Origin of the sequence: Streptomyces sp. ISL-10, from assembly GCF_018614575.1 — a bacterium.
GTDB lineage: Bacteria > Actinomycetota > Actinomycetes > Streptomycetales > Streptomycetaceae > Streptomyces.
Map to the genome: position 1 here is coordinate 53,678 of NZ_JAGGOJ010000048.1, position 12,588 is coordinate 66,265.

At 71.6% G+C, this 12,588-nt stretch carries 11 protein-coding genes and 1 pseudogene; 5 read left to right on the forward strand and 7 right to left on the reverse strand.

Features of this window, described 5'->3' with window-relative positions; all coding sequences use genetic code 11:
• Window positions 1-97 precede the first annotated feature (97 nt).
• The 3 genes from J7E88_RS34555 (at window position 98) to J7E88_RS34565 (ending at window position 2,096) form a co-directional block, all read left to right on the forward strand.
• Window positions 98-976: a septum formation family protein gene (locus J7E88_RS34555; protein ID WP_215187455.1), complete on the forward strand. Its 879-nt coding sequence runs from the start codon at window positions 98-100 to the stop codon at window positions 974-976.
• 116 nt (window positions 977-1,092) lie between these two features.
• Window positions 1,093-1,677 (forward strand): PadR family transcriptional regulator, encoded by a 585-nt coding sequence (locus tag J7E88_RS34560; RefSeq protein ID WP_215187456.1) that lies wholly within the window; start codon window positions 1,093-1,095, stop codon window positions 1,675-1,677.
• Window positions 1,678-1,913: 236 nt separating this feature from the next.
• Window positions 1,914-2,096 (forward strand): hypothetical protein, encoded by a 183-nt coding sequence (locus J7E88_RS34565; protein ID WP_215187457.1) that lies wholly within the window; start codon window positions 1,914-1,916, stop codon window positions 2,094-2,096.
• A 15-nt stretch (window positions 2,097-2,111) separates the two neighbouring features.
• Here J7E88_RS34565 and J7E88_RS34570 read toward each other — a convergent pair whose 3' ends face one another.
• The 5 genes from J7E88_RS34570 to J7E88_RS34590 all read right to left on the reverse strand — a co-directional run bounded on the left by J7E88_RS34570 (window position 2,112) and on the right by J7E88_RS34590 (window position 7,448).
• Window positions 2,112-3,209, reverse strand: coding sequence for a magnesium and cobalt transport protein CorA (locus tag J7E88_RS34570; protein WP_215187494.1), 1,098 nt, complete (start codon window positions 3,207-3,209; stop codon window positions 2,112-2,114).
• A gap of 503 nt (window positions 3,210-3,712) precedes the next feature.
• Window positions 3,713-4,891 (reverse strand): GTP-binding protein, encoded by a 1,179-nt coding sequence (locus tag J7E88_RS34575; protein WP_215187458.1) that lies wholly within the window; start codon window positions 4,889-4,891, stop codon window positions 3,713-3,715.
• A gap of 5 nt (window positions 4,892-4,896) precedes the next feature.
• A complete protein-coding gene (gene rpmF, locus J7E88_RS34580; RefSeq protein WP_215187459.1) occupies window positions 4,897-5,067 on the reverse strand; it encodes a 50S ribosomal protein L32 in 171 nt (56 codons plus the stop codon).
• A gap of 715 nt (window positions 5,068-5,782) precedes the next feature.
• On the reverse strand, window positions 5,783-6,148 hold the full coding sequence (locus J7E88_RS34585; protein ID WP_215187460.1) for a helix-turn-helix transcriptional regulator: 366 nt from the start codon (window positions 6,146-6,148) through the stop codon (window positions 5,783-5,785).
• A gap of 202 nt (window positions 6,149-6,350) precedes the next feature.
• Window positions 6,351-7,448 carry a serine/threonine-protein kinase gene (locus J7E88_RS34590; protein WP_308307734.1) on the reverse strand — a complete coding sequence of 366 codons (1,098 nt, stop codon included), beginning with the start codon at window positions 7,446-7,448 and terminating at the stop codon, window positions 6,351-6,353.
• Window positions 7,449-7,892: 444 nt separating this feature from the next.
• Between J7E88_RS34590 and J7E88_RS34595 the strand changes: the two genes are divergently transcribed.
• Window positions 7,893-9,977 carry a TerD family protein gene (locus J7E88_RS34595; RefSeq protein ID WP_215187495.1) on the forward strand — a complete coding sequence of 695 codons (2,085 nt, stop codon included), beginning with the start codon at window positions 7,893-7,895 and terminating at the stop codon, window positions 9,975-9,977.
• Between the two features lie 66 nt (window positions 9,978-10,043).
• Here the strand turns inward: J7E88_RS34595 and J7E88_RS34600 are convergent, their stop codons facing one another.
• A complete protein-coding gene (locus J7E88_RS34600) occupies window positions 10,044-10,784 on the reverse strand; it encodes a PP2C family serine/threonine-protein phosphatase (protein ID WP_215187496.1) in 741 nt (246 codons plus the stop codon).
• Window positions 10,785-11,017: 233 nt separating this feature from the next.
• Window positions 11,018-11,974 carry a carbohydrate kinase gene (locus J7E88_RS34605; protein ID WP_215187462.1) on the reverse strand — a complete coding sequence of 319 codons (957 nt, stop codon included), beginning with the start codon at window positions 11,972-11,974 and terminating at the stop codon, window positions 11,018-11,020.
• A 361-nt stretch (window positions 11,975-12,335) separates the two neighbouring features.
• On the opposite strand from J7E88_RS34605, the pseudogene J7E88_RS34610 reads away from it, so the two are divergent.
• Window positions 12,336-12,579 (forward strand): annotated as a pseudogene (locus J7E88_RS34610) (sugar ABC transporter ATP-binding protein); the annotation flags it as partial.
• Window positions 12,580-12,588 lie beyond the last annotated feature (9 nt).

Here is a 12,588-nt window from a genome sequence, read left to right on the forward strand (position 1 = left end):
TCGGGGGCTGACCTGGGATGCGGCGGCAGCCTTGTCACAGGGCTCGCATACGATGCGCACGACATTTATAAGGCTCACGTAAGAGGATGTACGCGTCATGGCAGTTCGCACCTCGTTCCGTCCCCTGCGCGGCATATCCGCCGTCGTCGCCCTGCTCGCGGTCGGTGCGGTGGGCTGCTCCGATGTCGTGGAGAGCGCCAAGGACGGCGCGGAGAAGGTGGCTCGCCAGCGGTCGGTGTTCCAGCTCAACACCGGGGACTGCTACAACCCGAACGGCAAGGCGGCCGAGGGCGAGACGTTCAGCATCGAGATGGTGCCCTGCGGCGAGGCGCACCAGGGTCAGGTCGTCGGCGAGTTCACCCTCGACGAAGGGAAGGCGTTCCCCGGCAACGACGCGATCTGGGCGATCGCCGACGAGCGGTGCCCGGCCGAGGCGGCGAAGTTCGCCCCGGACACCTGGGCGCTCCCCAAGGGCGTCGAGATCTTCTACTACACGCCGACCAAGGAGAGCTGGTCGACGGGTGACCGCGCCGTGAGCTGCACCTACACCAAGGAGAAGGGCACCTTCGCCGGCTCGCTGAAGGCCGGCGCGGAAAAGCCCGAGCAGATCGCGTACCTCACGGGGGCGAACGCCGTCTACGAGGCCCTGTGGACGAACCAGCCCGAGGCGGAGAACGTCGAGGACGACCTCGACGGCTACAAGGCGCAGGCCAAGGCGGTCGCCGCTGCTCTCGACGCGCACCTCAAGGGCCTTCAGGGCATCGAGGGCACGGAGACCGGCAAGCTCCGCGCGCAGTTGGAGAAGACCGCCGGCCACTGGAAGAAGGCCGCGAACGCGGCCGACTCCGACGCGTTCTACATCTCCTACGACCCGGCCTTCACCGGCCTCGACCCGAACAAGACGGTCGCCGCCCGCAAGGAACTGGGCCTGGCCACCACCGTCCCGGCCGACGACGCCGAGGTCTGGGCGGGCTGACGCCCCGCGGAGCGCGGCGCGGGGCCCGCGTTCACCGAGACACCCCTCCCGCCGCCCGGTCCGTACGCAGGCCGGGCGGCGGAACCCCGCGGCGACGCGAGTCCTACGATGCGGCCATGTCCCTGCCGCATGCCATCCTCACGGCCCTGCTCGAAAAGCCCTCGTCGGGCCTGGAGCTGACGCGCCGGTTCGACCGGTCGATCGGCTACTTCTGGTCGGCGACCCACCAGCAGATCTACCGCGAGCTGGGAAAGCTGGAGAAGGCCGGCCACATCAGGGCGCTGCCGTCCGTCCAGCCGACCCGCGGGCAGAAGAAGGAGTACGAGGTCCTGCCCGCGGGCCGCGAGGAACTGGCCGCCTGGACGGCCCGCCCCGAGGACCCCAAGACGGTGCGCGACCCGCTGCTGCTGCGCCTGCGCGCGTCGGCGGTGGTGGGCGGGGCGGGTATGACGCAGGAGCTCGTCCGCCACCTGGAGTTGCACCGCGCCCAGTTGGCGGACTACGAGACGATCGAGGAGCGCGACTTCCCGCCGGAGCGCCGGATCACCCACGAGGACCGGCTGCGCCATGTCGTCCTGCGGGCGGGCATCGAACTGGAGACGTTCTGGACGAAGTGGCTGACGGACACCCTGGCGGAACTCTCCCCGGGCCCCGACCGGCCCCCGTCCCGAGGCGACGCGTCCGGCCGTCCCACGTCCTGAGACCGGACCGCGCGGCGGGTGGTCCCGTGCCGCGACCGGCCGGTGCCCCCGTCCCGACACCTCGCCTGGCTGGGCTGCCCCGTGACCGGAGGCCGCGCCGCGCGGCGGGCGTTGACCGCCTCCCGTCCCGCGTCCGCCCCCGTCCCGTCCCGCGTCCGCCCCCCGCCCGTCCCGCGACTGCTCCGCTCGGACGCGTTGCGGATGCGGGGCCCTGGCACCCGTGAGAGCGTCGCCGCGTGGCTGATTCACTGATCGCCGCCTGCTGTGCGGCAGCGCTCGTCCTGCTCGCGAGGTCCGTCCTCGGCCTGCGCCGCGCCGGCGGCACCGACCCTTCAGCCGAGGCGCGCTCGGTGACCCTCGCCCTCTACGGCGGCGCGGTCGCCCTCGTAACGCTCGGGCTGTTCATCACGCTGACCTGAGGCGGGCCGGACCGATCACAGCCAGCCGTTGCGGCGGAAGCTGCGGTGGATGACCACGCAGGCGACCGCCATCACGGCGAGGACGAGCGGATAGCCGTAGGTCCAGCGCAGTTCCGGCATGTGCGTGAAGTTCATGCCGTACACCCCGCAGACCATGGTCGGTACGGCGATGATCGCCGCCCAGGCCGTGATCTTGCGCATGTCCTCGTTCTGGGCGACGGTCACCTGGGCGAGATGCGCCTGGAGGATCGAGTCGAGCAGTCCGTCGAAGGCGTTGATCTGCTCGCACGTACGGGCCAGGTGGTCGGCGACGTCGCGGAAGTAGGGCCGGATGCTCTCCCCGATCGGCGGCAGAGGAGCGGTGGCCAGCGTCCGCAGGGGTCGCTCCAGCGGTGTCACGGCCCGCTTGAGCTCCAGGAGCTCGCGCTTGAGCTGGTAGATGCGCCCGGCGTCGCCCCGGCCCGCGTGTTCGCTGAAGACGGCGGTCTCGACGGCGTCCACGTCGTTCTGCAGCGCGTCGGCGGCGGCCAGGTAGTCGTCGACGACGTGGTCGGCTATCGCGTGCAGTACGGCCGCCGGGCCCTTGGCCAACTGCTCGGGCGCGGCCTCCAGTTCCTCCCGCAGCGGACCCAGCGAGCCGTGCCCGCCGTGCCTGACCGTGATCACGAAGTCCGCGCCGGTGAAGACCGCGAGCTCGCCCGTGTCCACGACCTCGCTCGTGGCGGTCAGTTCCTCGTGCTCGACGTAGCGGCAGGTCTTGAACACGGCGAACAGCGTCCCCGGCCCGTCCGGGTCGTCGTAGCGCTGCACCTTGGGGCGCTGATGAGGGCGGACCGCGTCGTCGACGGCGAGTGGATGGAGCCGGAACCGCTCGGCGAGGGAGGCGAGTTCGGCCTCGGTCGGCTCGTGCAGGCCGATCCACACGAACCCGCGGCCGGACGCGCGCGCCTGGCGCAGTGCCTCGTCGGCCGTGTACGGGCCGGGCCGGCGTCTCCCGTCCTCGTACAGCACGCAGTTGACCACCGCGCTGCCGAGCGGCGACCTGGCGGGGTGGCTGAGGTCGACGGTGCGGCGGTAGGCGCGGTGCACCACGCGGCGCAGGCGGCGGATCATCGGCACGACGGGGCCCTTCTCAGCGGCGACGGGTCAGTCTGCCATTCGCGGCCCGCGCAGCCGTGCCCGGGGCCAGCCCGGGGCCGGGACGCCGTGCGGTCGCCGACCGTCCGTAGTCTCATGGTGGTGATCACCGCTGTCCCGGGTATGCAGGAGCTCTTGTGAACGCTCGTGCAGCCGCTCTCGTCACCGCCCTGACGGCTCTCGCCGCCGTCGCCCCGGTAGCGGCTTCGGCGTCGGGTCACAGTCGGCGTCGACGGCGGATCCGGGGTCGGCGGCGGACCCGCCGTGACGGCCCGCGCCGACACGCCCACGCTCCACGACGACGAGGCGGGCGGCAACGCCGACGCCGACGATCTGGCGATCTGGCGCAACGCGGCCGATCGCGGGCGGAGCCTGTTCGTGGACCTCGGCGAGGCGGCGGGACGCCCTCGACGACTGAGTACAACGAAAGGTCCGGGCCGGGCGGTGCCGTGGCTGCGACCACCGCCCGGCCCGGAGGTTCAGGACCGGCGCAACTGCTCCGGTTCCGGGCGGTGTTCGTGCTCGCAGGCGTCGTCGATCCCGTACGTGTCCCACGCCGGGAACGGGTCCTCGCGCGGCGCCTGCTCGCCGTCCGCCATCAGGCACACGTCCAGCGCGGCCCGCAGCACGCCGATGCGCAGGCCCGTGCCGATGAAGACCAGTTCCTGGTCCTGCGCGCCGCTCGCTTCGCGCACGCCCGACGGCTCGAAACGGGCCACGGAACCGGCTTGCGACCACAGGCCCGTCACGGCGGGCAGGCTCGCCAGCCGGAAGAACCCCTTGGAGCGCAGGATCTGGCCGTATGCCCCGCTGTCCATGCCCTCGGTGACGAAGTCCCACAAGCGGCCCGGGTGGAAGGGGCGTTCGGCACGGAAGACGGTGGAGGAGATGCCGTACTCCTCGGTCTCGGGCACATGGTCGCCGTTGAGCTCGCGCACCCAGCCCGGCGCCTGCTGCGCGCGCTCCAGGTCGAACAGCCCCGTCCCCAGCACATCGCCGACCCCGACGCGGCCGTGGTCGGCGGGGACGATGCGCGCGACGGGATTGAGGCGGCTGAGCGCGGCGTGCAGCCGAGCGGCGTCCTCGGCGCCGACCAGGTCGAGCTTGTTGAGCACGATGACGTCGGCGAACTCGATCTGGTCCATCAGCAGGTCGCTGACGGTGCGTTCGTCGTCCTCGTACTGGTCGAGTCCGCGCTCGGCGAGGCCGTCCCCGCCCGTCAGCTCGGGCAGGAAGTTCGCGGCGTCGACGATCGTGACCATGGTGTCCAGGCGGGCGATGTCCCCGAGGGTCGCGCCGTCGTCGCGGGGGAAGGCGAACGTCGCGGCGACGGGCATGGGCTCGGAGATGCCGCTGGACTCGATCAGCAGATGGTCGAAGCGGTCCTCGCGGGCCAGCCGGTCGACCTCCTCCAGCAGATCGTCCCGCAAGGTGCAGCAGATGCACCCGTTGGTCATCTCGACCAGGCGCTCCTCGGTCCGCGACAGCGCGGCCTCGCCGCCGCGCACGAGCGCGGCGTCGATGTTGATCTCGCTCATGTCGTTGACGATGACCGCGACGCGCAGGCCCTCGCGATTGCCGAGGACATGGTTGAGCAGGGTGGTCTTGCCCGCCCCGAGGAAGCCCGACAGGACGGTCACGGGCAGTCGGCCGGTCATGCGGGTCAGCCCTCGGGGTGGAGGAGACCGCGCTCGTAGGCCTTCACCAGCCGCTGCGGCACCAGATGAGTGGAGCCGTCGACCGTGACCGGCACGAGCTGCGTCGTCGTCGCCTTCCACTGCGCGCGGCGGTGACGGGTGTTGCTGCGGGACATCTTCCGCTTGGGGACGGCCATGAGAATCCTCCTGGTGAGCGATCGCCCCGGACAGTATCTGAAAATGGTTCCCATAATCAAATGCGTGGGCAGAGACGGGCCAGGTCGCCGACGCGGACGGGCACTCCCTCGACCGTCCGGTGTGCGTCGAGCGTGGCGCGCAGGGCGCCGGTGCGGTCCGCCGGCCGGTGTCGTCCAGTCCTCCGAGCATCCGGTCGAGCGGTGCGCGCACCGTCATGCCTCCGGTGTGTCCGCGCCGACGTGCACCGGCTCCGACAGCCCTGGCCGGAGGACGGCCCCGGCCGCGGGCAGCTCGTCTCGCCCCCCGTCCTCGCCTGCGCGACCAGGGCGGCTCGCCTGGTCCTGGTGGCGGCCCCCGGCCCCGGCCGCGGGCAGCGCGTCCGCCCGCCCGGCCCTCGCCCGGGCGGCGGCTCGCCTGGCCCTGGTGGCGGCCCCCGGCCCCGGCCGCGGGCAGCGCGCCCGCCCGTCCGGCCCTCGCCCGGGCGGCGGCTCGCCTGGCCCTGGTGGGAACGGTCCGGAGGACGGCCCGTGCCCGCGGGCCCGGCCCCGCGCTCGCCGGCCCCGGCCGGATGCGGCGACTGGACCCGCCCGACTCCGCTACCTGGACCCGGCTCTTCTCCGCCACGCCGATCGGCGTCGGCCGCACCGCTCGGGACGCGGCACGGCAGATCGCCGACCTTGTGCACCGGCGCGGGGGCCTGTGGCGCGGCCGTGGTCAGGCCGCGGCGGCCGTGGTCAGCAGTTGGCCCATGGCGGCGAGCACCGCCGGTTCGACCCGGTAGTACACCCAGGTGCCGCGCCGCTCGGAGGCCAGCAGTCCGGCCTCCTTGAGCTTCTTCAGGTGGTGGGAGACCGTCGGCTGTGAGACGCCGACGTCGGAGATGTCGCACACGCACGCCTCGCCGCCCTCGTGCGAGGCGACCGCCGAGAACAGGCGCAGGCGAACGGGGTCACCGAGCGCCTTGAACATCTTCGCGGTGCGCTCCGCCTCGTCCGCGTTCAGCGGCCGTTCGGTCAGCGGCGGGCAGCACGGCACCACGGACTCCGGTTCCAGCAGCGGCAGCACCTTGGTATTCGACATGCATTTATGTTGACACATGTCGAACCAGTGGGGCTGGGAGCCGGCATCCCGTACGTGCGGCGGGGTCAGGCGTCCTCGCCGTCGACCTCGTCCCCTGTCCGGTCGGCGTTCGGTGCTGCGGTCGGCAGCCGGGTGCTCGGGGGAGTGACCGGTGACCGAGGCCGCGGGCTCCTCGGTGAGCGGTGTGCGCGCGGGGCTCTCGTCAGGGCGAGAACACCGCCAGCCCGACCAGCAGAGCGGTGGCGAAGGCAAGCGCCCCCGCCACCAGGACGGTCACCCGGGGGCGGCGTCTGGCGAGCGTCCGCAGGGCGGGGCGTGCGCCGGACGCCGGGACGGCTCCGGGCAGCATGTAGGTGGTGGCGGGGCCGGGTGCGGAGCCGATCGGACCGGTGGCGGCAGCCGCGGCGGATCGCGGTGTCGGCGGGGGTGTGGGCACGCGTTGCGGTGTCGGCGTGGGTGTCGGCACGGGTTGCGGTGTCGGCATGGGCCGGGAGCGTCCCTGCCAGGCGTCGGAGGCGAACCATGCGGCGACCTCGTCCGCGGTCGGCCGGTCCTCCGGCTGCTTCGCCAGCATGACGAGCAGATAGTTCTGGAACGCGGGCGAGAGCCCGACGCCGAGCTGAAGCGGCGGGACCGGCGCGGCGTCGATGTGCTGGTAGAGCGTGGCTGTCGGGGTGTCGGCCTGGAACGGTGGTCGCCCGGTGAGGAGTTGGTACAGCACGCAGCCGAGCGAGTACACGTCCGAGGCGGGCCCTGCGGTGCGGCCCAGCGCCCGTTCAGGTGCCAGATAAAGGCTCGTGCCGACGATCTGGCCCGTGCCGGTGAGCGCGGCCGAAGGATCGTCGACGAAGCGTGCGATCCCGAAGTCGCCGATTTTGACGGCTCCTTCGCTGTCCGCGAGCAGATTTCCCGGCTTGATGTCCCGGTGGACGATCCCCTGCCGGTGTGCCGACACGAGCCCGGCGGCCGCCTGGGCCGCCACCGCCGCGACGCGCTCCGGCGACAGGGGTCCGTCGGTGGCGAGTTCCTCGGCCAGGCTCCTGCCCTCGACCAGTTCCATCACCAGGTAGAAGCGGCCGTCCCACGTCCCGAAGTCGAACACCGCGACGACGCCCGGGTGGTTCAGCCGCGCCGCGGTCTGCGCCTCCATGCGGAACCGGGCCGCCGCCTGTGGGTCGGCGTTCTGCCCGAGGAGCAACTTGACGGCCACGGGCCGGCCGAGCACCTCGTCGGAACCCCGCCAGACCTCCCCCATGCCGCCCTGCCCGATGCGGGCATCCAACCGGTATCGATCAGCCACCAGCACCTGCTGCACCCAACCTCGTTCCGGATCCATCGCGAGCCGCCCGCGGCCTCCGCAAGGAGAAAAGGTGAAGGAGTCGGGGCGACCGTAAGCCTAGCCAGCCCGAGGCGATGCCTCGGACGCCTGTCCACCACGACCGCTTGCGATGGCTGGGTCCACGCACACAAGAACGCGTCTCCCCGGCGCAGCCGGGGAGTTGGACGATGAGCATGCGCACCGCCCGTGCGTCGCCTGCCGGTTGGCACTTCTTCGAGCCGCCTGCGCCGTGCGGTACGGCTTCCGTGGCACCAAGTGGAGTGTCACTTACCGCAGTTCTCCACGGATCGTTCACGCTGCCCGCTAGGGTTCTCCGCACATGGTGTGACGCACCGCACAAGTCACGCTACGGCTGCCGGGGTGCGTCCCGGCGCGGCTGTGCATCTGGGGGGCCACGTGCACAAGATGGTCAAAGGCGCCAACATCGGCTTGGCGGCGCTGAGCGAGGATGTCGGCTCCGTCATGGTGAGCCTCGGCTGGAGCAGCGCGACGGGGGAGGGCGACGCGGACGTCTCCGTGCTCCTGCTGGACGGCAGGGGCAAAGTACGCAGCGACGCCGATTTCTGCTTCTACAACAACCCGGTCGCCGGTGACGGGAGTGTGCAGCTCCTGGGCAAGACACCCACCGCCGACGGTGACGAGGACCGGATCAGCTTCGACCTGGACGCGGTACCTCCGGCCGTCGATCGGGTCGTCATAGCGGCGAGCCGGTACGGCGGAGCCCGATTCGGGGATCTGAACGGCCTCGCTCTCACTCTCGCCGACCGTTCCGGCGAGCGCCTCGTCGAGTTCTCCGTCGAAGACGCGGGTGCGGTGAGCGCCTTCATCTTCGGCGAGCTCTACCGGCGCTCCGGGGAATGGAAGTTCCGGGCCGTCGGGCAGGGGTACGCATCCGGACTCGCGGCCCTGGCCACGGATTTCGGCGTGGACATCGACGACGACGCCGCTGAGGAGGAGGTGCCCGGGGAGCCGGAGCCGGATCACCAGACTGCCGATTCCCCGATGCCGGCCGCCGTGTCGCCGACCGCTGTAGTGCCGGCCGCCGTGCTGCCCACCGTCACGGTGCCGGTCCAGTCAGCACCCGCGACCGAGCGGCGGGAAGACGCCACCGAGGCTCCGCAGACCGGAAGGAAGTCGCCGTCACGTCCGCGTACGGCCAAGAAGAAGGTCACCCTCCCCAAGGCCGCGCGGAAGTCCCTCGCCGAGAACGACTCCTGGAGAACGGCCAGGCTGTTCCCCGTTTCTGCGCTCAAGAGCGACCGCGAACGTGAAATGCGCGCCACATCGATCCTGCTCTCCGTCATGGCTCAGGTGCCGGAATTAGGCCGCCGTCTCACTGCCGGGTTCGGGGCGCCGGCCGGGCGGATGGAGACCTTCACCGAGGTCTCGTTGCCGCACGGCGACTCCCCGAGACGTCCCGACGGCGTCGTCCGGGTCGAGCGGGCGGGAAAGCTGTGGACCGCACTGGTCGAGACGAAGACGAACGGCAACCCGCTCAAGCAGGAACAGGTGCAGGCGTACGTCGACATCGCCGCGCGGCGGGGCTACGAGTCCGTGATCACGCTGTCCAATGACGTCGCCCTCGAAGGCAGCCCCTTGGTGGACATCAGAATCGACGGCCGTCGCAAGCACAAGGTCGCCCTGTGGCACCTGTCCTGGGCAGAAGTGGCTCACCAGGCACAGATGTTGATCCGCCACGAAGGCGTCGGCAATGTCTCCCACGCATGGTTGCTCCAGGAGCTTCTGCACTACCTCCAGCACGAGAACTCCGGCTGCCACGGATTCCAGAACATGGGCCCGGCATGGGTTCCGGTACGCAACGGAATCGACGACGAGACCCTGTGCCAGGGGGACCCACGCGCCCTGGACGTCATCGAGAGCTGGGAACGGCTCGTCAGACAGGTCTGCTTGCGGCTGGGCGGCGAACTCGGTCAGAAGGTTCTGCCCGTCCAGCGGACCAGGCGCGGTGCCGAACCCCGCGCCCGGCGCGCAGCGCTGGCCGACCGGCTCTGCTCGGAAGGACGTCTGCAGGCCGAACTGCGCCTGGAGGACACACCAGGGATTCTTGCCATCACCGCCGATCTGCGCACCGGGAAACTGCGCACCTCCATCGAGGTCCCGGCACCCGAACAGGGTTACCCGCTCACCTGGGCGAAGCGACTGATTCGGCAACTGGCCGCCGCGCCCGCGGATCTGCACATCGAAACGCTCGTCGAGAACGAGGGGACCGGTCCGCGGGGCACACTGGAACGGCTGCGTCCCGAACCGGCCGACATCCTTCCGAAGGACGGCGCTCAGATCACGGGGTTCCGCCTGTCTCTCTTCAAGGGCATGGGCAGTGGCCGCGGCAATGCCGAGACCGGGTTCATCCGAAGCGTCGACGAGGCCGTGGACCGATTCCACGCAAACGTGGTGGCTCACCTGGACCGTCCGACCCCACGCCCTGCCCAGGGCCGCGAGCTGACAACCGAGCTGACAACCGCGAGCTGACGACCGCGAGGGGCGGCCGGCCGCTCAGCGACCGTGCGGACGGGTGCCGTGACGGCCCGGACGGCCTCAGGAGCTGACGCGTACCAGCGCCAGCGTGATGTTGTCGGGGCCTCCCGCCTCGATGGCCGCCTTCCACAGCTCGAAGGCGGCCCGGCCGTCGTCGTGCACGCGCAGCAGGTCGTCGATCGTCCCGTCCGGCACCGGGTCGGTGAGCCCGTCGCTGCACACCAGATAGCGATCGCCCTCGGTCAGCGCGGATGCCGTGACATGGGGCGTGACGGCACGGAAGTCGGGAGTGCCGCCCAGTGTCTGTGTCACGACCGACGTGGTGCGCTGCCCGGGCTCCGGCGGCGGGCTGTCGTCCACGCTCACCTGGCGCAGCCCGTCGGCCCCCGCGTCGTACACCTTGCTGTCGCCGACGTTGAACGTCAGCTGCGACGTGGGCAGCAGCACCGTACCGGCGACGGTGGTCCCCATGGTCATCAGCTCCGGTGTCCCCTCCGCGGCCGAGTACACCTCGTGATTGCAGAGCTCCAGTACATCGCGGACGGTCTCCGCGTCGTCCAGCGACGGACCGAGCGCGGAGAGCCGGCGGACGACTAGGGCGCTCGCCACCTCACCGGCAGGGTGCCCGCCGAGCCCGTCGGCGACCGCGACGACGAGCGGCCTGCCGAGGGGGAACAGAAAGGTCTGCGGATTCTCGGTCACGGTCCCGCACAGCGTCCACGGGCCGATGACCAGGCTGTCCTCGTTGTGATCGCGGATCAGCCCGGCATGGCTCAAGGCCGTCACGGCTATGTACGGCACGTCGGTGTCCCGCCTCTCCACGGCAGAAGGCGTGTCCCTCCTCCCATTGTCACGCTGCGGGCGGCCGACGACGACGGACGTGCGTGCGAAAGACGCGTTCTCCCGGGCGCGTCAACGGGGCGGACGGAATTGATCCCGGCGCGCACGTCGACGTGTTCTCGTCCGCCCGCGCGTGCACTTGCGCGTCCGCCGCGCGTGCAGTCGCGTGTCCGCCCGCGCGTTCGGCCGGGCGTTCACTCGGTGGCGGCGGCCGACGTCAGCTGGTGGCCCCACGGAGGGTTGGGACCCGCCACCGCGCAGGTCAGAGCCGCCACCCTCGCGGCGAACGCGCACGCCTCCGCGACGTCCTCGATCCGCAGCCCGGTGAGCCGTCCGCCGAGGAGGCCGCGGGAGCCGAGATGGTGCAGCAGCCCCGCCGTGAACGAGTCGCCGGCGCCCACGGTGTCGACCACCCGCGCGGGTGGCGCGGGCACCGTGATCCGCTCCCCGTCGAGCGACGCCAGTGCTCCCCGGGCGCCGCGGGTCACGACGACCACCCGCGCCCCGGCCGCGTGCCATGCGTCGCACGCGCGCTCGGGAGCCGCGCCCGGCAGCAGCAGCTCCAGATCCTCCTCGCTCAGCCGGAGGATGTCGGTGAAGGCGCACCAGCGGGGAAGCCGCTGCCGGTACACGTCCGGACGGACCAGGAGGGGGCGCACGTTGGGGTCGACGGAGACGGTCGCTGTCGCGGCGGCCCGCGCCAGGAACTCCTCGACCGCGGACGCGCCGGGGTCGCGTACCAGCGCCAGCGAGCCGGAGTGCAGACAGGCGGTGTCGCCCAGGTCGGCCGCCGCCAGCTCGGTGCGCGTCCATTGCCAGTCGGCGGTGCCCTCGGCGTGGAAGGAGTACGCCGCCTGCCCCTGGTCGTCCAGTTCGGCCACCGCCAGGGTGCTGGGCTCCGCCGCCCGTACCGCCCCGGACAGATCCACGCCGGACGCCTCCAGGTGGTCGCGGAAGAGGCGGCCGAAGACGTCCTGCGAGAGCCGGGTGAGGAAGCGGGCCGGTGTGCCCAGGCGCGCGAGGGCGGCCGCGGTGTTCGCGGGACCGCCGCCGGGAAGGACGCGCAGGGCGAGTTCGGCCGGGGTGTGCCGGGGCGAGGTGAAGGCGTCGGCGACGCATTCACCCAGGACAGTGACCTGCTGCGGGTGCATGGCTGCTTCTCTCTTCGGGAGGGGGAAGGGCGGGGGCGGATACGGGACCCGCCGGGTACGACCGTTTTCGTACGCTGCCGATTCGTGACGGTGCCAAGGCATTGACGTTGCCGGGAAGCGGAGTCCATCATCCTCGACAGGTGGTGTCAACGATGACATAAGTCGACGATGGCTCCGCCGCCAAGCACACCCCTCATCTCCTTCCGGAGCCCCCGGGCTCCGTAGCACCGCAGCTCGCCGCGCCACCGTCGCCAGGCGGCCACGCCTGCCCGACCCGAGGCGGCCGCGCTCGCCCGAAGCCACAGGGAGTCGCCTGTCCCGCAGCACTCGCACCTGATCCGCCGGGTCCCCGACAAGATGCCGGGTCCGCGACAAGGGCATGCCGGTGGCCCTGATCAGCCACAACATGCCGCATGTCGTCGAGATCGCCGACCGTATCCGACGTCCACCGGCTCGGCCGGCGTGAGGCCCTCATCGAGCCGTCCGACTATTCGATGGCCGAGGTCGTCGCCATCATGACGGGGGCGCTGAGCGTGCGGGAGGGCGACGGTACTGTCGTGGCGGACACCGACGCCGCCCAGGCCGCCGGAGTCTCCGCCGGCTGATGCAGCATC

Coding starts and splice junctions, on each gene's coding strand:
- J7E88_RS34555 (WP_215187455.1), top strand. CDS start 98: ATGGCAGTTCGCACCTCGTTCCGTCCCCTGCGCGGCATATCCGCCGTC.
- rpmF (WP_215187459.1), bottom strand. CDS start 5,067: ATGGCCGTCCCCAAGCGGAAGATGTCCCGCAGCAACACCCGTCACCGC.
- J7E88_RS34605 (WP_215187462.1), bottom strand. CDS start 11,974: ATGCACCCGCAGCAGGTCACTGTCCTGGGTGAATGCGTCGCCGACGCC.
- J7E88_RS34560 (WP_215187456.1), top strand. CDS start 1,093: ATGTCCCTGCCGCATGCCATCCTCACGGCCCTGCTCGAAAAGCCCTCG.
- J7E88_RS34575 (WP_215187458.1), bottom strand. CDS start 4,891: ATGACCGGCCGACTGCCCGTGACCGTCCTGTCGGGCTTCCTCGGGGCG.
- J7E88_RS34585 (WP_215187460.1), bottom strand. CDS start 6,148: ATGTCGAATACCAAGGTGCTGCCGCTGCTGGAACCGGAGTCCGTGGTG.
- J7E88_RS34570 (WP_215187494.1), bottom strand. CDS start 3,209: ATGATCCGCCGCCTGCGCCGCGTGGTGCACCGCGCCTACCGCCGCACC.
- J7E88_RS34595 (WP_215187495.1), top strand. CDS start 7,893: ATGGTCAAAGGCGCCAACATCGGCTTGGCGGCGCTGAGCGAGGATGTC.